At 60.9% G+C, this 21,884-nt stretch carries 21 protein-coding genes; 14 read left to right on the top strand and 7 right to left on the bottom strand.

What is annotated here, in order from left to right:
- Positions 1-3 precede the first annotated feature (3 nt).
- Entirely contained in the window at positions 4-594 is a 591-nt protein-coding gene (locus tag ACA075_RS26785) for an LON peptidase substrate-binding domain-containing protein (protein WP_219096027.1), read from the top strand.
- On the opposite strand, the gene ACA075_RS26780 is transcribed toward ACA075_RS26785, so the two are convergent.
- Both ACA075_RS26780 and ACA075_RS26775 read right to left on the bottom strand, forming a co-directional pair.
- Entirely contained in the window at positions 595-1,911 is a 1,317-nt protein-coding gene (locus tag ACA075_RS26780; protein ID WP_497296252.1) for a bifunctional DedA family/phosphatase PAP2 family protein, read from the bottom strand.
- A gap of 51 nt (positions 1,912-1,962) precedes the next feature.
- Positions 1,963-2,661: a DNA-3-methyladenine glycosylase gene (locus ACA075_RS26775; RefSeq protein WP_497296251.1), complete on the bottom strand. Its 699-nt coding sequence runs from the start codon at positions 2,659-2,661 to the stop codon at positions 1,963-1,965.
- 189 nt (positions 2,662-2,850) lie between these two features.
- On the opposite strand from ACA075_RS26775, the gene ACA075_RS26770 reads away from it, so the two are divergent.
- The 13 genes from ACA075_RS26770 to ACA075_RS26710 all read left to right on the top strand — a co-directional run bounded on the left by ACA075_RS26770 (position 2,851) and on the right by ACA075_RS26710 (position 15,420).
- Positions 2,851-4,122: a glutamate-5-semialdehyde dehydrogenase gene (locus tag ACA075_RS26770; RefSeq protein ID WP_497296250.1), complete on the top strand. Its 1,272-nt coding sequence runs from the start codon at positions 2,851-2,853 to the stop codon at positions 4,120-4,122.
- Between the two features lies 1 nt (position 4,123).
- Positions 4,124-4,813, top strand: coding sequence for a nicotinate-nucleotide adenylyltransferase (gene nadD, locus ACA075_RS26765; protein ID WP_177346260.1), 690 nt, complete (start codon positions 4,124-4,126; stop codon positions 4,811-4,813).
- A gap of 73 nt (positions 4,814-4,886) precedes the next feature.
- Positions 4,887-5,381: a ribosome silencing factor gene (gene rsfS / locus ACA075_RS26760; protein ID WP_010467363.1), complete on the top strand. Its 495-nt coding sequence runs from the start codon at positions 4,887-4,889 to the stop codon at positions 5,379-5,381.
- A 9-nt stretch (positions 5,382-5,390) separates the two neighbouring features.
- The gene (rlmH, locus tag ACA075_RS26755) at positions 5,391-5,858 is read left to right on the top strand and encodes a 23S rRNA (pseudouridine(1915)-N(3))-methyltransferase RlmH (RefSeq protein WP_007937439.1); all 468 of its coding nucleotides are present in this window, start codon (positions 5,391-5,393) and stop codon (positions 5,856-5,858) included.
- A 10-nt stretch (positions 5,859-5,868) separates the two neighbouring features.
- Positions 5,869-7,764, top strand: coding sequence for a penicillin-binding protein 2 (gene mrdA / locus ACA075_RS26750; protein WP_497296249.1), 1,896 nt, complete (start codon positions 5,869-5,871; stop codon positions 7,762-7,764).
- A gap of 31 nt (positions 7,765-7,795) precedes the next feature.
- The gene (gene rodA / locus ACA075_RS26745; protein WP_162556277.1) at positions 7,796-8,899 is read left to right on the top strand and encodes a rod shape-determining protein RodA; all 1,104 of its coding nucleotides are present in this window, start codon (positions 7,796-7,798) and stop codon (positions 8,897-8,899) included.
- A 17-nt stretch (positions 8,900-8,916) separates the two neighbouring features.
- Positions 8,917-9,927, top strand: coding sequence for a lytic murein transglycosylase B (mltB, locus tag ACA075_RS26740; protein ID WP_010467366.1), 1,011 nt, complete (start codon positions 8,917-8,919; stop codon positions 9,925-9,927).
- Positions 9,927-10,937: a septal ring lytic transglycosylase RlpA family protein gene (locus ACA075_RS26735; RefSeq protein WP_497296248.1), complete on the top strand. Its 1,011-nt coding sequence runs from the start codon at positions 9,927-9,929 to the stop codon at positions 10,935-10,937. Before mltB ends, ACA075_RS26735 begins: the two co-directional genes overlap by 1 nt.
- Before the next feature lie 182 nt (positions 10,938-11,119).
- Positions 11,120-12,277: a D-alanyl-D-alanine carboxypeptidase family protein gene (locus tag ACA075_RS26730; protein WP_219096032.1), complete on the top strand. Its 1,158-nt coding sequence runs from the start codon at positions 11,120-11,122 to the stop codon at positions 12,275-12,277.
- An 80-nt stretch (positions 12,278-12,357) separates the two neighbouring features.
- On the top strand, positions 12,358-12,633 hold the full coding sequence (locus tag ACA075_RS26725) for a DUF493 domain-containing protein (protein ID WP_008152827.1): 276 nt from the start codon (positions 12,358-12,360) through the stop codon (positions 12,631-12,633).
- Entirely contained in the window at positions 12,633-13,280 is a 648-nt protein-coding gene (gene lipB, locus ACA075_RS26720) for a lipoyl(octanoyl) transferase LipB (protein ID WP_497296247.1), read from the top strand. The genes ACA075_RS26725 and lipB overlap by 1 nt, the downstream gene beginning before the upstream one ends.
- Position 13,281: 1 nt before the next feature.
- Complete coding sequence (gene lipA / locus ACA075_RS26715) at positions 13,282-14,307, top strand: lipoyl synthase (protein WP_131063091.1); 1,026 nt, start codon at positions 13,282-13,284, stop codon at positions 14,305-14,307.
- 162 nt (positions 14,308-14,469) lie between these two features.
- Positions 14,470-15,420, top strand: a complete 951-nt coding sequence (locus ACA075_RS26710) for a S66 peptidase family protein (RefSeq protein ID WP_497296246.1) — start codon at positions 14,470-14,472, stop codon at positions 15,418-15,420.
- A 102-nt stretch (positions 15,421-15,522) separates the two neighbouring features.
- Here ACA075_RS26710 and ACA075_RS26705 read toward each other — a convergent pair whose 3' ends face one another.
- The 5 genes from ACA075_RS26705 to leuS all read right to left on the bottom strand — a co-directional run bounded on the left by ACA075_RS26705 (position 15,523) and on the right by leuS (position 21,655).
- Positions 15,523-16,845, bottom strand: a complete 1,323-nt coding sequence (locus tag ACA075_RS26705) for a lytic murein transglycosylase (RefSeq protein ID WP_497296245.1) — start codon at positions 16,843-16,845, stop codon at positions 15,523-15,525.
- Between the two features lie 62 nt (positions 16,846-16,907).
- The gene (gene arfA, locus ACA075_RS26700) at positions 16,908-17,072 is read right to left on the bottom strand and encodes an alternative ribosome rescue factor ArfA (protein WP_094470475.1); all 165 of its coding nucleotides are present in this window, start codon (positions 17,070-17,072) and stop codon (positions 16,908-16,910) included.
- Positions 17,073-17,276: 204 nt separating this feature from the next.
- Positions 17,277-18,314 (bottom strand): DNA polymerase III subunit delta, encoded by a 1,038-nt coding sequence (gene holA, locus ACA075_RS26695; RefSeq protein ID WP_010467374.1) that lies wholly within the window; start codon positions 18,312-18,314, stop codon positions 17,277-17,279.
- Positions 18,315-18,353: 39 nt separating this feature from the next.
- Entirely contained in the window at positions 18,354-18,959 is a 606-nt protein-coding gene (locus tag ACA075_RS26690) for an LPS-assembly lipoprotein LptE (protein ID WP_497296244.1), read from the bottom strand.
- Positions 18,960-19,048: 89 nt separating this feature from the next.
- Positions 19,049-21,655, bottom strand: coding sequence for a leucine--tRNA ligase (leuS, locus tag ACA075_RS26685; RefSeq protein ID WP_497296243.1), 2,607 nt, complete (start codon positions 21,653-21,655; stop codon positions 19,049-19,051).
- Positions 21,656-21,884 lie beyond the last annotated feature (229 nt).

Genomic DNA, 21,884 nt, shown 5'->3' with positions numbered 1-21,884 from the left:
TCTATGAGCTTGCCGCTTTTTCCGCTGAACACAGTGCTGTTTCCTGGCTGCATCCTCGACTTGCAGATTTTCGAGGCGCGCTACCTGGACATGATCGGCCGCTGCATGAAACAGGGCGGCGGCTTCGGCGTGGTGTGCATTCTCGACGGCGAAGAAGTGGGCATCGCACCGGAGGGCTATGCGCTGGTCGGCTGCGAAGCGTTGATCACTGATTTCAAACAACAGGACAACGGCCTGCTGGGGATTCGCGTGCAGGGCGGTCGGCGTTTTCATGTGTTGCGCACCGAGGTGCAGCGCGATCAATTGACCGTCGCTGACGTCGAGTGGCTGGAAGACGAACCTGAACAACCGTTGCAGGATGAGGATGCAGACCTGGTCGCACTGCTCAAGGCATTGGCCGAACACCCAATGGTCGAGGCGTTGAACATGGGCACCGAAGCGACCGGGCAACAGTCCTTGGCGAATCAGTTGGCCTACCTGCTGCCATTTGCCGAACTGGACAAGATCGACCTGCTGCAACTCGATGATCCCCAGCAGCGACTGGATGCGATTCAGGCGTTGCTGGATGAGTTGCAGGGCGAGTTGTTTGCCTGATCAGTAGGCATACCGCAACATCGCATGCGGCAGATGTCGCAATGCAAAGAACCCGAACAGCGCCACCATCGCCGGCAATATCAGCCACCAGACCTTGGGCGGCATGGCATTGAGCGGTGTCTGACGTTGGCTCAGCCACAAGCTGGCGGCACACACGCAGGCCGCCAGCATCGCGCCAGCCAGTATATCCGTCGGCCAGTGCGCGCCCAGGTACACCCGGGACAGGGCAATGGCCAGGGCCGGCAGACATCCCAGCAGCAACCAGGTCAGGCGCATCCGTGGCGGCTGACCGCGACCGGCCAGTACGGCGAGGGTCAGGAACAACGCGAAAGAACCCGAAGCGTGGCCGCTGGGCATGCTGTAGCTGGTCAGCGGATCGCTGAGTACTTCCGGGCGCACGCGGGCGAAAAATTGCTTGGTAAACGTGTTGCCGAGGGCGGTGAAGAGTAGGGTGCCGCCAGCGAAAATCGCCTGGCGCCACTGCCGGGTGAGCAACAGCAATCCGGTCAGCAGGGCGCTGAACACCAGCATGTTGCGGAACTCGCCGATCAGCGTGAAGGTGACGGCCACTTCATCGAGCATCGGGCTGCGGTGTTCCTGGACCAGGGTCATCACACCTTGATCGAGCGCGGTGAGGTGCGGGTAGCCGATAAACAGGCCTGCCAGAATAAACAGGCCGAGGCCGGCTATATAGGCGGTGGCGTGGCGATGGCGGCGCAGGCTGCTGGTCACGCTCAAACCGATCATTACCGCAATGCTGCCGGCGACAATCCCCGCTTCAGGCCAGAACCCATCAGGCAATGGCAAGCGAATCGCCGCGCCCGTGGCCCAGCCGGGCAGTAAGTAAGCGACGCTCCAGCCCGCGGCGGCCAGCAAACTGACAGCGGCGAAGCGCGGGAACGACATGTCGAACATCCCGGCGACCATCGGCAGCATCGGGCGCAGTGGGCCGATAAAACGTCCGACTAACAGGCTGGCAATACCGTAGCGCTGGAAATACGCCTCGGCTCCGGCGATCCATTCCGGATGGTGGCGCAACCCCGGCAGGCGCCGTATGTTCTGGTGGAAATGTCGACCGATGAAGTACGAAACGATGTCGCCCAGCACGCCGGCGGTAAACCCCAGCAATAGTGTTTCGCTCAATGACAGCGCCCCGCTGCCGGCCAATACCGCGACGGCGAACAGCAACACCGTGCCGGGCACGATCAGCCCGGCAATCGCCAGGCATTCCACGAATGCCACAATGAACACCGCCGCGGCCAGCCATTGCGGGTTAGCCGCCAGCCAACCGGTCACGCTATCGAGCCATGGGCCCATAAAAACAACTCCCTCTGATGTTCATTGGTCCCACAGGGGGATATTTATTGTTCAAGTCAGCAAAAAATAATCGCGACCTTCGACCTGCCCCCGTCGCAGCGGGTTCCGCGTGCAATACGGCGCGTAAGCCGCATCGACGAAGCGATACATCAAATGTTCATCGCGTCCGTGGGGAATGCCCAGGCGCGTGGTCTGGATGATGTGAGCAGGCGCCGGGCCGACGTCTTCGACCAGCAACACTTCATGGTCAAAACGCTTGGCATCCCAGACGGGCACCTTCAACCCCAGCGACTTGCACAACAACGTCTGCCCGGCGCAGAGCTTTTGCGACAGGCGAGGGCGACCCTGGGCGTCGGGATTGTTCAACAGCATCTGCGCCAGGCTCGCCGGCCCGCTCAAATCATCGACCCATGGATAGGCGGATTTGATCAGCACCGCGTTGCCCGGCCCGTGGGCGCTGAAGTTCAGGGAATCACCACCGCGGGCGTAATACATATAGATGTGCCCGCCATCCAGAAACAAAGCCTTACGTTTTTCTGTGTAGCCGAGGGACGCGTGGCTGCCTTTCTCTTCGCAGTAATAGGCCTCGGTTTCGATAATCCGGGCGCTAAGCCACAGGTCGCCGACCCGATGACGGATGACCTTTCCCAGTAAATCCCGGGCCAGGGTTTGCGCGTCGCGGTCAAAAAATGCGTCCGGGAGCCCCGTGGGCAGGCGTGCGGCGGACGCTCGAACAGTCAGGTTGGACATGATGAACGGTGTTTATCAAGGCTGATTGAGTCGTGATGATAACAATTTGCAGCTTAATCCCGGCTGAACGTCGGCAAATTGCCCTCCATTTCGACCATCCGCCCGTCACCGCTGTTAGTCCCGGGACGCGACAGCTATAATCTGCCGCTTTACTCTTTACCAAGACCTTAGCAAAGACCCCCACAGACAATGACTGAGTCCGTTCTTGACTATATGACCCGCCTGGGTCGCGCCGCCCGCGAGGCTTCTCGCGTCATTGGCCGTGCCAGCACTGCGCAGAAGAACCGCGCGCTGCAGGCGGCTGCCAATGCGCTGGACGCTGCACGCGTCGAGCTGACGGCTGCCAATGAACTGGATTTGGCCGCGGGCCGCGCCAATAGTCTTGAGCCGGCATTGCTTGAGCGTCTGGCGCTGACCCCGGAGCGCATCGACGGCATGATCGTCGGTTTGCGTCAGGTGGCGGCACTGCCGGACCCGGTCGGCGCGATTCGCGACATGAGCTATCGGCCGTCGGGTATCCAGGTCGGCAAGATGCGCGTGCCGTTGGGCGTGATCGGGATCATCTACGAATCCCGACCGAACGTGACCATCGATGCCGCAAGCCTGTGCCTGAAGTCCGGCAACGCGACCATCCTGCGTGGCGGTTCCGAGGCAATCAACTCCAATCGTGCCATTGCCGCCTGCATCCAGCGCGGCCTGGCCGAAGCCGATCTGCCGGCTGCCGTAGTGCAAGTGGTCGAAACCACCGATCGTGCGGCCGTTGGCGCGTTGATCACCATGCCGGAATACGTCGACGTCATTGTGCCCCGTGGTGGCCGTGGCCTGATCGAACGCGTCAGCCGCGATGCCCGCGTGCCGGTCATCAAGCATCTGGACGGCATCTGCCACGTCTACGTCAGCGCCCGTGCCGATCTGCCTAAAGCCCAGCGCATCGCCTTCAATGCCAAGACTTACCGTTATGGCATCTGCGGCGCGATGGAAACGCTGCTGGTGGATCAAGCCGTTGCCAAGGATTTCCTGCCGTCGATGGCTGCACAGTTCCGCGAGAAAGGCGTCGAACTGCGCGGTTGCGAACGCACCCGGGCGATCATCGAGGCTGTCGCGGCAACAGAAGAAGACTGGAACACCGAGTACCTGGCGCCGATTCTGTCGATCCGCGTCGTTGACGGGCTGGACCAGGCAATCGAACACATTAATAAGCACGGCTCGCATCACACTGACTCGATCGTCAGCGAAAACCTCGCCGACACCCGGCGTTTTGTGGCGGAAGTCGATTCGTCGTCGGTGATGATCAACACGCCGACCTGCTTCGCCGATGGCTTCGAATACGGATTGGGTGCCGAGATTGGCATTTCTACTGATAAGCTGCACGCCCGCGGCCCGGTGGGTCTCGAAGGTCTGACCTGCGAGAAGTACATTGTGGTCGGTGATGGCCAGTTGCGCGGCCAGGCGTCGGTCTGACTTGGGCGACCTCAAACCGTCAGCCCCGCAAACCGCCAGCGAGCCTGCGCCAAGACGCATTGGCGTGCTGGGCGGGACGTTCGACCCTGTGCACATCGGCCATTTGCGCGGTGCGCTGGAAGTCGCCGAGTCGCTGGCGCTCGATGAGTTACGCCTGACACCCAGTGCCAGGCCGCCGCATCGCGGTACGCCGCAGGTGTCGGCAAAGGACCGCCTGGCGATGGTCGAGTGCGCGGTGGCCGGTGTGGCGCCGTTGGTGGTGGACGCCCGCGAATTGCAGCGGGACAAACCGTCCTACACCATCGACACCCTGGAACTGATGCGCGCCGAACTGGCCGCCTCTGACCAGGTTTTTCTACTTTTGGGCTGGGACGCATTTTGCGGCCTGCCCACTTGGCACCGCTGGGAAGAGTTGCTCCAGCATTGCCACATCCTGGTGCTGCAACGCCCGGATGCCGACAGCGAACCGCCGGATGCCTTGCGCAATCTGTTGGCGGCACGCTCGGTGAGCGACCCGCTGGCCCTCAAAGGGCCGAGCGGACAGATTGCATTCGTCTGGCAGACGCCGCTCGCGGTATCCGCCACCCAGATCCGTCAACTGCTGGCCAGCGGTAAGTCGGTACGTTTCCTGGTGCCCGACGCGGTCCTGGCCTACATCGATGCGCACGGTCTCTACCGTGCGTCGAACTGAAAAGAGGGCACGCTTCCAGGCACGTAATGACGTGTATTGAAGCGCCCGAACATACGAGCAAAACGAGTTTTATATGACGAACAAAGACGTAACTAAAGTAAAGCGCAAAGGCACGTTCAAAAGCGCCCCGCTGCCTGAGCCGGTTCTCACCACCGAGCCACTGAAAGGTGATGAGCTGGTCAAGGTGGCCGTAGCCGCCCTGGAAGACGTGAAAGGCCAGGACATCCAGGTCATCGACGTCCGTGAAAAGCAGAGCATCACTGACTACATGATCATCGCGACCGGTACCTCCAACCGCCAAATCGGCGCCATGCTGGACAAAGTCCGCGAAGCCGTCAAAGCCCTGGGCGTCAAGCCGCTGGGTGAAGAAGGCAAGGGCGACAGCGACTGGGTGCTGCTGGACATGGATGATGTCATCGTGCACATGATGACCGCCTCGGCTCGTCAGTTTTACGACCTCGAGCGTCTGTGGTCCGGTGCGGAACAGAGCCGTGCTCTGAACGCGGCTCACCACAGCCCGGAAAACACCCATGAGCATTTCGTCAAGCTCAACAAAGACCAGCAATAAGGGACCGCTGTGCGACTGCGACTGATCGCCGTCGGCTCCCGCATGCCCAAGTGGGTGGAAGAAGGCTGGCATGAATATGCCAAGCGTCTTCCATCCGAGCTGGCGCTGGAACTGGTGGAAATACCGCTCAACACCCGTGGCAAGAACGCCGACGTGGCACGCTTCATCCGTCAGGAAGGCGAAGCCATGCTGGCCAAGGTCGGGCCGAATGAGCGTGTTGTGACCCTCGAAGTCCACGGCAAGCCCTGGAGCACCGAGCAGTTGGCGGTCGAGCTCGATCGCTGGCGGCTGGACTCGCGCACGGTGAACTTCATGGTCGGCGGCCCCGAAGGGCTGGCGCCGGAAGTCTGTGCGCGGGCCGATCAGCGCTGGTCGTTGTCGCCGTTGACGTTGCCGCACCCGCTGGTGCGGATTCTGATCGGCGAACAGCTGTACCGTGCCTGGACAGTCCTGTCCGGCCACCCTTACCACAAGTAGTTCTGCCCTCATGCCCCAGCCGATCCGCATCAAGGACCACGAAAAAGACGCCCGTCTGGTGCGTGGCCGCGTCGTGTTCGGGGCTATTGCGGTGGTGTTGCTGATCTGTGTGCTGATCGCGCGGCTGTATTTCCTCCAGGTGATTCAGTACGAGTACCACTCGACCCTGTCGGAAAACAACCGCGTCCATGTGCAGCCGATTCCGCCGACGCGCGGGCTGATCTTCGACCGCAATGGCGTGGTGGTGGCCGATAACCGGCCCAGCTTCAGCCTGAGCATGACCCGCGAACGGTCCGGTGACTGGCAGCAGGTGCTCGACGTGATCGTCGAAGTGCTGGAGCTGACGCCCGAGGACCGGGTGATCTTCGAGAAGCGTATGCGTCAGGGGCGTCGACCGTTCGAGCCGGTGCCGATCCTGTTCGAGTTGACTGAAGAGCAGATCGCCCGGATCGCGGTGAATCAGTTCCGTCTGCCGGGCGTGGAAGTGGTCGCGCAATTGGTGCGTCATTACCCGCAGGGCGCGCACTTCGCGCACTCGGTGGGTTACATGGGGCGGATCAACGAGAAAGAGCTGAAGTCCCTCGATCCGGTCAATTACAGCGGCACCCACCACATCGGCAAAACCGGCATCGAGCGTTTCTACGAGCCGGAGCTGCACGGTCAGGTGGGTTACGAAGAAGTCGAAACCAACGCTCGCGGCCGCGTATTGCGCGTGCTTAAGCGCACGGATCCGATTCCCGGCAAGGACATCGTCCTGAGCCTGGACATCAAATTGCAGGAAGCGGCCGAGGCTGCACTCGGCGGTCGTCGTGGCGCCGTGGTGGCCCTGGACCCGAAAACCGGCGAAGTACTGGCCATGGTCAGTCAGCCGAGTTTCGACCCCAACCTGTTCGTCACCGGTATCAGCTTCAAGGCCTATTCCGAGTTGCGCGATTCCATCGACCGGCCACTGTTCAATCGCGTGCTGCGGGGCCTGTACCCGCCGGGCTCGACCATCAAACCGGCCGTGGCAATTGCCGGTCTGGATGCTGGCGTTGTGACCGCATCGAGTCGGGTGTATGACCCCGGCTATTACCAGTTACCCAACTACGATCACAAATACCGTAACTGGAACCGTACCGGTGACGGCTACGTGGACCTCGACACGGCGATCATGCGGTCCAACGACACCTACTTCTACGACCTCGCCCACAAGCTGGGAATCGATCGCTTGTCGGCGTACATGAGCAAGTTCGGAATCGGTCAGAAGGTTTCGCTGGACATGTTCGAAGAGTCGCCGGGGCTGATGCCTACACGTGAATGGAAGCGTGCAACCCGGCGTCAGGCCTGGTTCCCCGGTGAAACGCTGATTCTCGGGATCGGTCAGGGCTACATGCAATCAACGCCATTGCAACTGGCCCAGGCCACAGCGCTGGTCGCGAACAAGGGTGTCTGGAACCGTCCGCACCTGGCCAGGACCGTCGAAGGCGAGCGGCCCAAGGATGAAAACCCGATGCCGGACATCATCCTGCGCGACCCGTCCGACTGGACCAAGGTCAACCATGGCATGCAGCAGGTGATGCACGGTGCCCGGGGTACGGCGCGCAAAGCGGCGATCGGTTCGCAATACCGCATTGCCGGGAAAAGTGGTACCGCTCAGGTGGTCGCGATCAAGCAGGGCGAGAAGTACGACCGCTCCAAGGTTCAGGAGCGCCACCGCGACCACGCCTTGTTCGTCGGCTTCGCGCCGGCCGACAATCCGCAAATCGTGGTGTCGGTGATGGTCGAGAACGGCGAGTCCGGTTCCGGCGTCGCCGCGCCCGTGGTGCGTCAAGTCATGGACGCCTGGCTTCTGGATCAGGACGGTCGGTTGAAGGCCGAATACGCCAGCCCTATCAGTGCGGAGGCTACGGCCCGTGAAGAGTAATTTCGATCGCATCCTCTCCAGTGAGGATGTGATGCGTCGCCGTGCGACGCTCTTGCAGCGCATGCACATCGACGGCCCGTTGCTGATCCTGCTGCTGACCCTCGCCGCCGGCAGCCTGTTCGTGCTGTATTCGGCCAGTGGCAAGAGCTGGGATCTGCTGGCCAAGCAAGCCACTTCGTTCGGCATCGGTCTGGTGTCGATGATCGTCATCGCGCAGTTCGAGCCGCGGTTCATGGCGCGCTGGGTGCCGGTCGGTTACGTGATCGGCGTGCTGTTGCTGGTAGTGGTGGACGTCATGGGCCACAACGCCATGGGCGCCACGCGCTGGATCAACATCCCGGGGGTGATTCGCTTCCAGCCTTCGGAGTTCATGAAGATTCTGATGCCGGCGACCATCGCCTGGTATTTGTCCAAGCGCACTTTGCCGCCCCAGCTCAAGCATGTGGGTGTCAGTCTGTTCCTGATCGGCTTGCCCTTCATCCTGATCGTGCGGCAGCCGGACCTCGGCACCTCGTTGCTGATTCTCGCCGGTGGCGCTTTCGTCTTGTTCATGGGCGGGTTGCGCTGGCGCTGGATCATGAGTGTGCTGGCGGCTGCCGTACCGGTCGCCGTGGCGATGTGGTTCTTCATCATGCACGACTATCAGAAGCAGCGAATCCTGACGTTTCTCGACCCGGAGAGCGATCCGCTCGGCACCGGCTGGAACATCATTCAGTCGAAAGCCGCCATCGGTTCCGGCGGCGTGTTCGGCAAAGGCTGGCTGCTCGGCACCCAGTCGCACCTGGACTTCCTGCCGGAAAGCCACACCGACTTCATTATTGCGGTCATGGGCGAAGAATTCGGCCTGGTCGGCATCTGCGCACTGCTGCTGATTTACCTTTTGCTGATCGGCCGTGGGCTGGTGATTACCGCCCAGGCCCAGACTTTGTTCGGCAAATTGCTCGCGGGCAGCCTGACCATGACGTTTTTTGTTTACGTTTTCGTCAACATCGGTATGGTCAGTGGCCTGTTGCCGGTCGTGGGAGTGCCGTTGCCGTTCATTAGCTACGGAGGAACTTCGCTGGTGACGCTGCTGTCAGCGTTTGGGGTTTTGATGTCGATCCATACCCATCGTAAGTGGATCGCACAGGTTTGAATAAGGTGAAGATGTCAATGCAAGTAATGCGTGGCTGGGCGACTCGATACGCGCCATGGGTCGGCCTGGTAAGCATCCTTGGCACAACGCAGGATGCGTTGGCCGGCGATTACGAAGGCTCACCCCAAGTGGCCGAATTCGTCGGTGAAATGACCCGCGACTACGGTTTTGCCGGTGAACAGCTGATGGGCGTGTTCCGCGAAGCCGAGCGCAAGCAGTCGATTCTGGACGCGATCTCGAAGCCTGCCGAACGGGTCAAGCAGTGGAACGAATATCGCCCGATGTTCATCACCGACGCGCGCATTGCCCGTGGTGTGGACTTCTGGCGTCAGCACGAAGCGGTACTGGCCCGTGCCGAGCAGGAATACGGTGTGCCGGCTCAGGTCATCGTCTCGATTATCGGCGTTGAGACCTTTTTCGGCCGTAATACCGGCAATTTCCGGGTGATCGACGCATTATCCACCCTGGGTTTCGACTATCCTCCCCGTGCCGAATTCTTCCGCAAGGAGTTGCGTGAATTCCTGCTGCTGGCCCGTGAGGAGCAGGTCGATCCGCTGACCCTCAAGGGCTCTTACGCCGGCGCCATGGGTTTGCCGCAGTTCATGCCGAGCAGCTTTCGCGCCTATGCGGTGGACTTCGACGGTGACGGCCACATTAATATCTGGACCAACCCGGACGATGCCATCGGCAGCGTCGCCAGTTATTTCAAGCGTCACGGCTGGGTCGCCGGCGAGCCGGTGGTCAGCCGCGCCGATGTGCGAGGCGAGCAAGTGGATGAAGGTTTGACGACGGGCATCGAGCCGACTAAAACGGTCGGGGAGTTGCGAGCCTTGGGCTGGTCGAGTCATGATGCGCTGCGCGATGATATGCCAGTCACGGCTTTCCGCCTGGAAGGTGACAATGGCCCCGAATACTGGATGGGCCTGAAGAATTTTTACGCAATCACGCGTTATAACCGCAGCGTGATGTACGCCATGGCGGTACATCAACTGTCTGAACAGCTGGTCCAAGCACGGGGCGTCAAGTAATGCGGGCATTGCCTATGAATAAACCCCTGAAGCTCATGGCATTCGCCGCGTTGGCGGTGCTGGTCGCCAGTTGTTCGACCAGCCGTGCGCCGACGCAAAAGTCTTCAACGGCCGTGCGCGCAACGCCGGGCCTGGACATCAACCGTGCGCACAAAGACGGCGCGCCATGGTGGGACGTCGACGTATCGCGCATCCCGGATGCCACGCCGACCCTGCACTCCGGTCCTTATAAAGCCAACCCTTACACTGTGCTGGGCAAGACTTACTTCCCGCTGCAAGAATCCAAGACCTACGTCGCCTCGGGCACAGCGTCCTGGTACGGCACCAAATTCCACGGTCAGAACACTGCCAATGGCGAGGTGTACGACCTGTACGGCATGAGTGCCGCCCACAAGACATTGCCACTGCCAAGTTACGTTCGGGTGACCAACCTGGACAACAACAAGAGCGTGATCCTGCGGGTCAACGATCGCGGGCCGTTCTACTCGGACCGCATCATCGATTTGTCCTACGCCGCCGCGAAAAAACTCGGTTACGCCGAAACCGGCACCGCACGGGTCAAGGTCGAAGGCATCGATCCGCAACAGTGGTGGGCACAAAAGGGCCGTCCGGCGCCTTTGATGCTCAACGAGCCGCAAGTAGCGCAAAATGCCGCGCCGACGATTACCGCTTCGGCCGGCACCGTCGAGCAATGGACGCCACCGCCGCAGCAACACGCGGCGGCCGTGGTGCCCGTGCAGATTGATGCAAAAAAAAACGCTTCTGCACCAGCCTCTGGCCAGTATCTGCAGGTGGGCGCGTTCGCCAACCCGGACGCTGCAGAACTCCTGAGATCGAAGCTCAGCGGGATGGTGAGCGCTCCGGTGTTCATCAGCTCGATCGTGCGCAATCAACAGACGCTGCATCGGGTGCGCCTGGGGCCGATCGGTTCTCCGGGTGAAATCCAGCAAGTGCAGAACAGCGTGCGCCTGGCCAATCTCGGTTCGCCGAGCGTGGTCACCGCCGAATAATACGTAGTACTTGATTGACGGTTCGCTTGCGGTTTGGGGGGTGGACCTGGTTGTTGGCTCTTGAAGAACAAAAGCCCGGCAAGGGTTCTGAGTGAACAACTGAACACGCGACAGCTCGTTAGAAAGCTGTCTGATTAGTTTTGCCCGTTAGGGCAGTTTCCATTAGCGATTTCGAGAGACGGATGAACATCACCACCTTTGCCAAACGCCTGTGTCTGCTAGTCCCGCTGCTCCTCTCGCCTGCCGCGTTCGCGGTCGAGATGATGCCGTCGCCGCCACAACTGGCCGCTAAATCCTACGTGCTCATGGACGCCAGCAGCGGCAACGTGCTGGTCGAGAACAACGGTGACCAGCGCCTGCCGCCGGCCAGCCTGACCAAGCTGATGACTGCGTACATCGCGACCCTGGAAATCCGTCGTGGCCAGATCGGTGAAAACGATCCGGTGACCGTCAGCGAAAACGCCTGGCGTACCGGTGGTTCGCGGATGTTCATCAAGGTCGGCTCGCAAGTCACCGTGAGCGACCTGCTGCACGGCATCATCATTCAGTCGGGTAACGACGCCAGTGTTGCGCTTTCCGAGCACATCGCCGGCAGCGAAGACGCATTCGCCGACATGATGAACAAAACCGTGGCCGACCTGGGCATGACCAACAGCCACTTCATGAACCCGACCGGTCTGCCGAACCCTGAGCACTACTCGTCGGCTCACGACATGGCCGTGCTGGCTCGCGCGATCATCCACGAAGACCCGGCTCACTATGCGATCTACTCGCAGAAAGAGTTCTTCTGGAACGGCATCAAGCAGCCTAACCGCAACCTGCTGCTGTGGCGCGACAAGACCGTCGACGGTCTGAAAACCGGTCACACCGACGAAGCCGGCTACTGCATGGTGTCTTCGGCTGTACGTGATGGCATGCGCCTGATCGCCGTGGTGTTCGGCACCAACAGCGAAGTGGCCCGTGCTTCTGAAACCCAGAAGCTGCTGACCTACGGTTTCCGCTTCTTCGAAACCCAGACCTTCTATCAGAAAGGCGCCGAGCTGGCTCAGGCCCCTGTCTGGAAAGGCAGCACCAATCAAGTCAAGGCCGGCCTGGCTGAAGACCTGACCATGACCTTGCCAAAAGGCCAGCTGAAAAAGCTCGCCGCCAGCATGACCATGAACCCGCAACTGGTTGCGCCAATCGCCAAGGGCGACGTAATCGGTAAAGTCGAAGTGAAACTGGACGACAAAGTGGTGCACAGCGCCGACCTGATCGCCCTGGACGCTGTCGAGGAGGGTGGTATCTTCCGCCGCATGTGGGATAGCATCCGTCTATTCTTCTACGGCTTGTTCAACTGAATTAGTGTGGACTTGCATGGCCCCGTTCCAATCCGGAGCGGGGCCATGTCCGTTGCCACGGCTTACGAGGCCGTTACGCCATGACAGATACCGAAGTAAAGGCGCCAAAGATCGAGTTCCCCTGCGCGGATTACCCCATTAAGGTGATCGGCGATACCGGCGTGGGTTTCAAGGACAAGATCATTGCGATCCTTGAGAAGCACGCGACCGTTGACCACAAGACCCTGGCCGAGCGCCAGAGCACCAACGGCAAGTACACGACCATCCAGCTGCACATCATCGCCACCGGTCAAGAACAGCTGTACGACATCAACAGCGAGTTGCGGGCTACCGGTTTCGTGCACATGGTGCTGTGATGTCTGGCACGCTGGGCTTTCGCGAGCTCGGTCAGATGGCTTACGAGCCGGTCTGGCACGCCATGCAGCGGTTCACCAACGAACGCGGCAGCAATGCCGCGGACGAGATCTGGCTGGTCGAACACCCGCCGGTGTTCACCCAGGGCCAGGCCGGCAAGGCCGAGCACTTGCTGCTGCCAGGGGATATCCCGGTGGTGCAGGTCGATCGCGGTGGCCAGGTGACTTACCATGGGCCGGGCCAGTTGGTGGCCTATCTGTTGCTCGACGTGCGCAAACTGGGTTTCGGCGTGCGTGACCTGGTCACCCGCATGGAACACTGCCTGATCGAGCTGCTGGCCAGCTATGGCGTGGCCGCAGCGGCCAAGCCTGATGCTCCGGGTGTCTACGTCAACGGGGCGAAAATCGCGTCCCTGGGTCTGCGGATCCGCCACGGTTGCTCCTTTCATGGCCTGGCCTTGAACGTGGACATGAACCTGGAACCGTTTCGACGGATTAATCCCTGCGGTTACGCCGGGCTGGCGATGACCCAGCTGAGCGATCACGCAGGATCGATTGAATTTGCCGAGGTAAGTGCCCGGCTGCGCGCGCAGCTCGTCAAACACCTCGACTATGCTGAGCAGACGACCCTAACGGGCGGAATCGACTGATATGACTACTGATGCAGTGCAAACCATGATCCCGACGCTGGATGTTACCGAGCGTCCGGCCCCGCGTGCCAAGGTTGAAGCCGGCGTCAAGCTGCGCGGCGCCGAGAAGGTTGCACGCATCCCGGTAAAGATCATTCCGACCACCGAACTGCCGAAGAAACCTGACTGGATCCGCGTGCGCATCCCGGTTTCGCCGGAAGTCGACCGCATCAAGGCCCTGCTGCGCAAACACAAGCTGCACAGCGTGTGCGAAGAAGCGTCCTGCCCGAACCTCGGCGAGTGCTTCTCCGGCGGCACCGCCACGTTCATGATCATGGGCGACATCTGCACCCGTCGCTGCCCGTTCTGCGACGTGGGCCACGGTCGTCCGAAACCACTGGACGTCAACGAGCCTGAAAGCCTGGCCATCGCCATCGCCGACCTGAAACTCAAGTACGTGGTGATCACCTCGGTTGATCGCGATGACTTGCGTGACGGCGGTGCCCAGCACTTTGCCGACTGCATCCGCGAAATCCGCAAGCTGTCGCCGAACGTGCAGCTCGAAACCCTGGTCCCGGACTACCGTGGCCGTATGGACGTGGCGCTGGAAATCACCGCCGCCGAGCCGCCGGATGTGTTCAACCACAACCTGGAAACCGTGCCGCGCCTGTACAAGGCTGCGCGTCCTGGCTCGGATTACCAGTGGTCGCTGACCCTGCTGCAACGTTTCAAGCAGATGATGCCGCACATTCCGACCAAGTCCGGCCTGATGCTGGGCCTGGGCGAAACCGACGAAGAAGTCATCGAAGTCATGAAGCGCATGCGCGAGCACGACATCGACATGCTGACCCTGGGCCAATACCTGCAACCGTCCCGCAGTCACTTGCCGGTCCAGCGCTTCGTGCACCCGGACGTGTTCGCCTGGTTCGCCGAGGAAGGTTACAAGATGGGCTTCAAGAACGTCGCTTCCGGCCCGCTGGTACGTTCCTCGTATCACGCCGACGAGCAGGCGAAGCTGGTTAAAGCTGAATTGATGTCGTCTCTGTAATGAAGCGCCCGTAAGGCTTTTCAGCCTTGCGGGCGTTTTTTTCGGCCGTGCCTACGGCCGCTACCGTCTTTTCCTGCAACCTGCGGGGCGATTGATCCTCTTCTGTTTGTCCCCGTTCCTGACTACTGTGTGCTGAAGTTTTTCGCGCAGGGAGATTCATGGATGACCGTTCGACCGACCCACACGCTGTTTCCTCACTCAGCCGTTCCGGCCTTGCCCTCGGAAGGGCTGATCGGCGTGATTGCGCCCGCCGGTCCTGCCGGGCTGGACACCGATAAAGCCGTTGCCTGGATGCGCGCTCGCGGTTATGCGCTGCGGATATTTCCCGGGGTGTACGAACAGGATGGCTATTTGGCCGGCAGCGACGACGTGCGGCTCCATGACTTGCACGCGGCGTTCGCCGACACGGAAGTCGATGCGATCATTTGCCTGCGCGGAGGTTACGGTACGCCGCGTCTGCTCGATCGCATCGATTTCGAGTTGCTACAAAACAATGCCAAGCCGTTCATCGGCTACAGCGACATTACTGCGCTGCACGTGGCGATCAGCCGTTACGCCGGTTTTGTGACCTTTCATGGTCCGCTGCTCAATGCCGATTTGCTGGGCGAGAAGCAAAAGCCGACCGAGTCTTCGTTTTTCAACATGCTCAGAGGGCAGGTGAAGGCGGGCAGTGTGCTTTCGCACCCGGTGGCCTGGCCGCTGACCACGATCGAGCCAGGCATCGCTCACGGGCGTTTGCTGGGGGGCAATCTGTCGATGATTGCCGCGACCATGGGCACGCCATTTGAAATGGAGGCTGAAGGCGTCATTCTTTTCATTGAGGACATCAACGAGCCGCTGTATCGCATCGACCGCTTGCTGACTCATCTGCGCCTGGCCGGCACGCTGAGCAAATTGCGCGGGGTGCTGGTGGGCGATGTGGCGGGGGTTGATACGGTTGCGCTGGAGCGATTGCTCAAGCAGACATTCGAGCCGTTGCGGATTCCGGTGCTGGCTGGATGGCGTAGTGGGCATTGCGATCCGAACCTGACGTTGCCGATGGGGGCGTTGGTTCGGTTGGATGCGGGGAAGAAGGAATTGGTGTTGGAGCAGGATGTTGTAATCAAGCGGTAGTCATTCGTCGCCTGTTAGTCAGTCTTCGCGGGCAAGCCCGCTCCCACAGGTTTTGTGTCGCTCACAAATCCAATGTGGGAGCGTGGCTTGCCCGCGATGCTTTTAGCGGTTACGCAGGCCTTCAAGCAACTTGTGCGTCGGATACCCGTCCGCCGGCCAACCAAACGACTGCTGTGCACTGCGGATCGCCTTGCGAGTGTTCGCGCCGATGATGCCGTCAGCAGTGCCCGCATCGTAATTCTGCGCACTTAGCAGGCTTTGCAGTTCGATTCGCTCAGTGCGGCTCAACGGCAAGTCATCTTTTGGCCAGGTGCCATTGATCAAACCGCCGCCATTGAAGCGCTCGGACAGCAGGCTCACCGCCAATGCATAAGACGACGAGTTGTTGTACTTGAGGATTGCGCGGAAGTTGTCGAGCACCAGGAACGCCGGGCCACGATAACCGGCCGGCAGCAGCAGGGCGGCGGACAGGTGTTCGGAACCTGCCGGAACCTGGGCGCCATTAGGCAGCGAGACCCCCAACTGTTGCCATTCGGCGACGCTCTTGCGAATCGTGCCGTCGGCCAGGACGTAGTTGAAACTACCTGGCAACTGCACTTCAAAGCCCCACGGCTGGCCTTTCTGCCAGCCGGAGCTTTGCAGATAGTGCGCCGTCGAGGCCAACGCATCGGCCGGGCTGCCCCAGATGTCGCGGCGGCCGTCACCGTCGAAATCCACGGCATGGGTGTTGTAGGTGGTCGGAATGAACTGGGTCTGACCCATAGCGCCGGCCCAGGAACCGAGCATTTTCTCCGGTTCGATATCGCCTTGTTGCAGGATTTGCAGGGCGGCGATCAGTTGCGCATGAGCAAAGCCCGGACGCCGGCCTTCGTAGGCCAGGGTCGCCAGGGAGTTGATCACTGACTTGTTGCCCTGGAACTGCCCGAAATTACTCTCCATGCCCCACACCGACACCAAGGCCTGGCGATCAACGCCGTAGCGCTGCTCGATGCTTTGCAGAATGTCAGCGTATTGGCTGACCAGCACCTGACCTTTACGTACTCGTAGCGGCGACAAGGCGCCATCGAGGTATTCCCACACCGGGCGGGAGAATTCGGGTTGGCTACGATCGGCGCGGATCACGCTGGTGTCGAGGCTGACATTGGCGAAGGCGCGGTCAAACAGATCGGCGCGGATGCCGGCGGCCAGCGCGTCTTTGCGAAAACCCGCCTGCCATTCGGCGAAGGTCTGGGTAGGCTGGATGTCGAGGTTTTCACCGGTCGGCACCACGGGCGGAATGACCGCAGGGGCTGTCGCGACGGGAAGGGTCTGAAGCGGCTGGGCGTCGGCGGCGGTCGGTTTTTCCGCGCAGGCGACAAGCAAAATGAGGCTGGAGGCAGCGATCAGTTGGCGCAGCGGCCAACGACGGGAAAGACAAAGGGGCATGCACAGGTCCAGGGAGTACGAATCAGGTGCAGACCTTAACATGTTGAGCGATTGCTTGCCTTTCAGGCCGCCAGAAAGTAAGAAGCCTCCCAGCTATTAGACTGGAAGGCTTCGCGGCGGTAGCTGCCTTTGCCCTTGCCGGCTCGTTCCTGACGGCTGCGGAACAGTGGCTGGGCGATGATGGATTTGGCCTTGTTGGGGCCATTTTTGGATGGCTTTTTGCTCATGATCGGATCTCTCGATTGAGTGGGTTTTGCGGGGGAAATAATCTGCTGAAGTTGGGGGGCTGTCCAGCCCCATGATGTGTAGGAAATGGTGACCTGTGGCGAGGGAGCTTGCTCCCGTTGGACTGCGCAGCAGTCCCCTGCGTTCAGGGATAAACGGGGTCGCGTCGCAACCCAGCGGGAGCAAGCTCCCTCGCCACAAAAAGCTTACTCCGCGGGTAGCGACAATCTCTGGCCCGCCATCAACAACGACAACCGACTCAAACTCATCCACGGCGACCCGGCAGCCTGGCCCTTGATCTGCGCATCAATGCGCTGAGCTTCCAGCAACAACTGCGCCCAGCGTTGCGCCGGGTAGCGTTGCAGGGCTTTGCTCATCAGCGGTTTGCGCTTGTCCCAGACCGGCGGTCGGGCCTGGCTGAAGGCTTTGTCCAGCGGCACGCCCTGGCTGTATTGCAGCGACAGGTTGGCCAGCAGGCGCAGTTCCCGGGCCAGCGCCCAAAGAATCACGGGAGGTTCGACGCCTTCACCGCGCAGCCCTTCGAGGATGCGTAGGGCATGGGCGGCTTCGCCGTTGAGAATCGCGTCGGTCAGGCCAAACACATCGAAGCGCGCACTGTCGGCCACCGCCGCTTGCACGGTTTCAACGGTGATCTGGCCACCTTCGGCCATCAGCTTAAGTTTTTCGATTTCCTGGGCGGCGGCCAGCAGGTTGCCCTCGACCCGCGCGGCAATCAGTTCCACGGCGTCTTGGCTGGCGGAAAGCCCGGCCTGGGATAGCCGTTGACGAATCCAGCTCGGCAATTGGTTGGCATCCACCGGCCAGATCTGCACGAACTGCGTCTGCTGTCCTTCGACCAGCGCCTTGCCCCACTTGGTCTTCTGCGCACTGCCATCCAGCTTGGGCAGGCTGATCAGCAGCACCGTGTCTTCGGCCGGGCGCGAGCAGTACTCGATGAATGCAGCAGCACCTTTGTCGCCGGGTTTACCGGATGGCAAACGCAGTTCCAGCAGGCGCTTTTCGGCGAACAGCGACATGCTCGCGCCGGCTTGCAGCAACGTTCCCCAGTCGAAACTGGCGTCGGCGGCGAAGACCTGGCGTTCGTCAAAACCCTGTTGGCGAGCGGCGGCACGAATGGCATCGGCGGCTTCCTGGCACAGCAGCGGGTCATCGCCGCTGATGACGTAGACCGGCGCGAGGGCACCTTGCAGGTGTTTAGCGAGTTGGGCGGGGGCGAGTTTCATAAGAGAGGGCGAACGGGGCGCCTGAGCGCCCCGTAAGTCTTATTGCTGCGGAATTTCGATAGGCGACTGACGCGGGGTTTCCGCTTCAGCCTTCTGTGCAGCTTCCAGCGCCTGGGCTTCGGCTTTTGCCTTGGCGTCGGCGGTCTGTTGCAGCTGGTCCAACTGAGTCGGCGTGAGCTGTGACAGGCGCAGCATCATGCGTTGAACCAGTTCGCGACGGGTTTCTGTGCGAGCCGTACTGGCTTCCTGGTCGGAACCCACCAGGTTGTTGCCGTCGTGGATGAAGATCTTCTGCACTTCGAGCTTGTCGCTCAGCAGTGGCAGGTTTTGTGCACCACGGACGTCATAGTTCAACACGGTGGTCACCTGATACTCGCCTGTGCGGCCGGCACCGGCGTAGCTGAGGATGCGCTGGCTTTCCTGCTCATCCGTTAACACAAGCTTGTACGGTGCTCCGGTGTAAACCTTGACGCCGCTGCTTTCCAGTACCTGACGCAGTTGCGTCACGGTTTCGCCGTAGGCGTTGCGGGCGCTCAGATCGAGCTCCTTGATCGCCAGTTCATTGGTGCCGGTGCCGCGCAGTTGGAAACCGCAGGCGCTCAACAGGACTGCGAGGCCCATCACCAGCAAATTGCGTTTGATCATCTTGTTGCTCCCCTTGAAACCATGTGGGCCGACCGTGCGGCCCGAAAGGTTTTACTCGGCGCCAGGCTCACCTGGCGCCTGATCCAATTTTAGCTGGCGACGATATTGACCAGTTTCCCAGGCACTACGATCACTTTACGAATAGTCAGGCCGTCGACGAAGCGCAGCACGTTCTCGTTGACCCGGGCAGCGGCTTCGACTTCTTCGCGAGTCGCGGTGGCCGGCATTTCGATCTGGCCGCGCAGCTTGCCGTTGACCTGGATGACCAGCGTCAGGCTGTCCTGCACCAGCGCGGTGTTGTCCACCACCGGCCAGCCGGCGTCGATCACCGGGTCAGCGTGACCCAATTGATGCCACAGCTCGTGGCTGATGTGCGGGGTGATCGGAGCCAGCAGCAACGTCACGGCTTCCAGGCCGTCGTGAACCAGTGCGCGATCCTGTTCGGTGGCTTGCGCGGCTTTTTCCAGCACGTTCATCAGCGTCATCACCTGGGCGATGGCGGTGTTGAATTTGTGGTTCTGGCCGACGTCGTGGCTGGCCTGCTTGATGGCCAGGTGGATCGAACGGCGAATGGCTTTTTGCTCGTCGTTCAAGCTGGCGACATCCAGTTTGCCCGGCAGGCCCTGAGTGACGTGGGCTTGAGCCAGGCGCCAGACGCGCTTGAGGAAACGGTGCGAACCCTCGACGCCAGAGTCGGACCATTCCGCGCTCATGTCAGGAGGCGAGGCGAACATCATGAACAGGCGGCAGGTGTCGGCGCCGAACTGGTCGATCATCGACTGTGGGTCGACGCCGTTGTTCTTCGACTTGGCCATCTTCTCGGTGCCGCCGATTTCCACCGGCAGGCCGTCTGCGATCAGTTTGGCGCTGATGACCTTGGCCTTGCTGTCGCGTTCGAGTTCAACGTCTGCCGGGTTGAACCAGGTGTAAGCACCGTTGGCTTCGCGACGATAGTAAGTCTCGGCGATCACCATGCCCTGGGTCAGCAGGTTCTTGAACGGCTCGTTGGAGCTCACCAGGCCTTCGTCGCGCATCAGCTTGTGGAAGAAACGCGCGTAGAGCAGGTGCAGAATCGCGTGTTCGATACCGCCGATGTATTGATCCACCGGCAGCCAGTGATCGGCCGCCGATTTTTCCACCAGACCGCCTTCATAGTGCGGCGAGGCGTATCGGGCGTAGTACCACGAGGACTCGACGAAGGTGTCCATGGTGTCGGTTTCACGCTTGGCCGGTGCGCCGCATTTCGGGCAAGCGCACTCGTAGAACTCAGGCATGCGCGCCAGAGGCGACCCCGCGCCGTCCGGCACGACATCTTCCGGCAGCACGACTGGCAATTGATCTTCCGGGACCGGCACGTCACCGCAGGTGTTGCAGTGAATGATCGGGATCGGGCAGCCCCAGTAGCGCTGACGGCTGATGCCCCAGTCGCGCAGGCGGAACTGAGTGCGCGAGGCACCGAGGTTTTTCTTGATCAGCGCGACTTCAATGGCGTCGAACGCACCTGGGAAATCCAGACCGTCGAACTCGCCGGAGTTGATCAGCGTGCCGTGTTCGCCGTAAGCGTCCTGCCATGGGGCTGGGTTGGTTTCACCGGAACTGGTGCGCACCACGGACTTGATCGGCAGGTTGTACTTGGTGGCGAACTCGAAATCACGTTCGTCGTGAGCGGGTACAGCCATCACCGCGCCGTCGCCGTAGTGCATCAGCACATAGTTGGCGACCCACACCGGGAGTTTCTCACCGGTCAGCGGGTGCTCGACGAACAGCGAGGTCGGCAGGCCTTTTTTCTCTTGGGTGGCGACGTCGGCTTCGGCAACGCTGCCGCCCTTGCATTCGGCGATGAACGCTTGCAGCTCGGGATTGTTCTGCGAGGCCAGGGTGGCCAAAGGGTGTTCGGCGGCCACGGCAACGTAGGTCGCGCCCATCAGCGTGTCCGGACGGGTGGTGAAGACTTTCAGCGCGCCGGTTTCGCCGATGGAATCGACGTTGTACGGGAACTGCACTTCCATGCCGCGGGATTTGCCGATCCAGTTGCGCTGCATGGTCTTGACCTGTTCAGGCCAGCCAGTCAGTTCGTCAAGGCTCTCCAGCAGCTCATCCGCGTAGGCGGTGATCTTGAAGTAGTACATCGGGATTTCGCGCTTTTCGATCAGCGCGCCGGAACGCCAGCCGCGACCGTCGATCACCTGTTCGTTGGCCAGGACGGTCTGGTCGACCGGGTCCCAGTTCACGGTGCCGCTTTTTTTGTAGATCACGCCTTTTTCGAACAGGCGAGTGAACAGCCATTGTTCCCAGCGGTAGTAGTCGGGCTTGCAGGTGGTCACCTCGCGGGACCAGTCCACCGCCAGGCCCAGGCTGCGCAGCTGGTTTTTCATGTAGGCGATGTTTTCGTAGGTCCACTTGGCGGGCGCTACGTTGTTCTTCATCGCGGCGTTTTCCGCCGGCATGCCGAAGGCGTCCCAGCCCATGGGTTGCAGGACGTTCTTGCCTTGCATGCGCTGGTAGCGGGAGATCACGTCGCCGATGGTGTAGTTGCGCACGTGCCCCATGTGTAGCTTGCCGCTGGGGTAAGGGAACATCGACAGGCAGTAGAACGTCTCCTTGCCTGGCTGTTCACTGACTTCAAAGGACTTTTGCTCGTCCCAGAACGACTGGGCGGCGGCTTCGATTTCACGGGGCTGATATTGTTCGTGCATGGCTACTTTTGAACTGAATAGGGGTGGCCTAATCCTCTTCAATGCAACGTTGGACGGTGACGACGCCAAATCGGCGTTTCGGTGCCCGAACGAGCTGGAAGTGGAGTTACAGGAAGCGCCGTAGCATACATGACCGCACTCTACCGAGGGAAACCCTGATTACTGCCGCGCGTCTTGCGAAAACCGCCGCGAGGGCCGTTTGTCGCGGCATCCAGCCGGTTTGTTCATG

Source organism: Pseudomonas sp. LBUM1663, assembly GCF_059695905.1.
Note: the sequence above shows the minus strand (reverse complement) of the source record. Positions and strands in the feature narration are given on the sequence as shown.

Excerpts from the sequence above, each read along its gene's own strand:
- ACA075_RS26785 (WP_219096027.1), top strand. The coding sequence starts at position 4 with ATGAGCTTGCCGCTTTTTCCGCTGAACACAGTGCTGTTTCCTGGCTGC.
- ACA075_RS26780 (WP_497296252.1), bottom strand. The coding sequence starts at position 1,911 with ATGGGCCCATGGCTCGATAGCGTGACCGGTTGGCTGGCGGCTAACCCG.
- ACA075_RS26775 (WP_497296251.1), bottom strand. The coding sequence starts at position 2,661 with ATGTCCAACCTGACTGTTCGAGCGTCCGCCGCACGCCTGCCCACGGGG.
- ACA075_RS26770 (WP_497296250.1), top strand. The coding sequence starts at position 2,851 with ATGACTGAGTCCGTTCTTGACTATATGACCCGCCTGGGTCGCGCCGCC.
- rsfS (WP_010467363.1), top strand. The coding sequence starts at position 4,887 with ATGACGAACAAAGACGTAACTAAAGTAAAGCGCAAAGGCACGTTCAAA.
- mrdA (WP_497296249.1), top strand. The coding sequence starts at position 5,869 with ATGCCCCAGCCGATCCGCATCAAGGACCACGAAAAAGACGCCCGTCTG.
- rodA (WP_162556277.1), top strand. The coding sequence starts at position 7,796 with ATGCGTCGCCGTGCGACGCTCTTGCAGCGCATGCACATCGACGGCCCG.
- mltB (WP_010467366.1), top strand. The coding sequence starts at position 8,917 with ATGCAAGTAATGCGTGGCTGGGCGACTCGATACGCGCCATGGGTCGGC.
- ACA075_RS26735 (WP_497296248.1), top strand. The coding sequence starts at position 9,927 with ATGCGGGCATTGCCTATGAATAAACCCCTGAAGCTCATGGCATTCGCC.
- ACA075_RS26730 (WP_219096032.1), top strand. The coding sequence starts at position 11,120 with ATGAACATCACCACCTTTGCCAAACGCCTGTGTCTGCTAGTCCCGCTG.
- ACA075_RS26725 (WP_008152827.1), top strand. The coding sequence starts at position 12,358 with ATGACAGATACCGAAGTAAAGGCGCCAAAGATCGAGTTCCCCTGCGCG.
- lipB (WP_497296247.1), top strand. The coding sequence starts at position 12,633 with ATGTCTGGCACGCTGGGCTTTCGCGAGCTCGGTCAGATGGCTTACGAG.
- lipA (WP_131063091.1), top strand. The coding sequence starts at position 13,282 with ATGACTACTGATGCAGTGCAAACCATGATCCCGACGCTGGATGTTACC.
- ACA075_RS26710 (WP_497296246.1), top strand. The coding sequence starts at position 14,470 with ATGACCGTTCGACCGACCCACACGCTGTTTCCTCACTCAGCCGTTCCG.
- ACA075_RS26705 (WP_497296245.1), bottom strand. The coding sequence starts at position 16,845 with ATGCCCCTTTGTCTTTCCCGTCGTTGGCCGCTGCGCCAACTGATCGCT.
- arfA (WP_094470475.1), bottom strand. The coding sequence starts at position 17,072 with ATGAGCAAAAAGCCATCCAAAAATGGCCCCAACAAGGCCAAATCCATC.
- holA (WP_010467374.1), bottom strand. The coding sequence starts at position 18,314 with ATGAAACTCGCCCCCGCCCAACTCGCTAAACACCTGCAAGGTGCCCTC.
- ACA075_RS26690 (WP_497296244.1), bottom strand. The coding sequence starts at position 18,959 with ATGATCAAACGCAATTTGCTGGTGATGGGCCTCGCAGTCCTGTTGAGC.
- leuS (WP_497296243.1), bottom strand. The coding sequence starts at position 21,655 with ATGCACGAACAATATCAGCCCCGTGAAATCGAAGCCGCCGCCCAGTCG.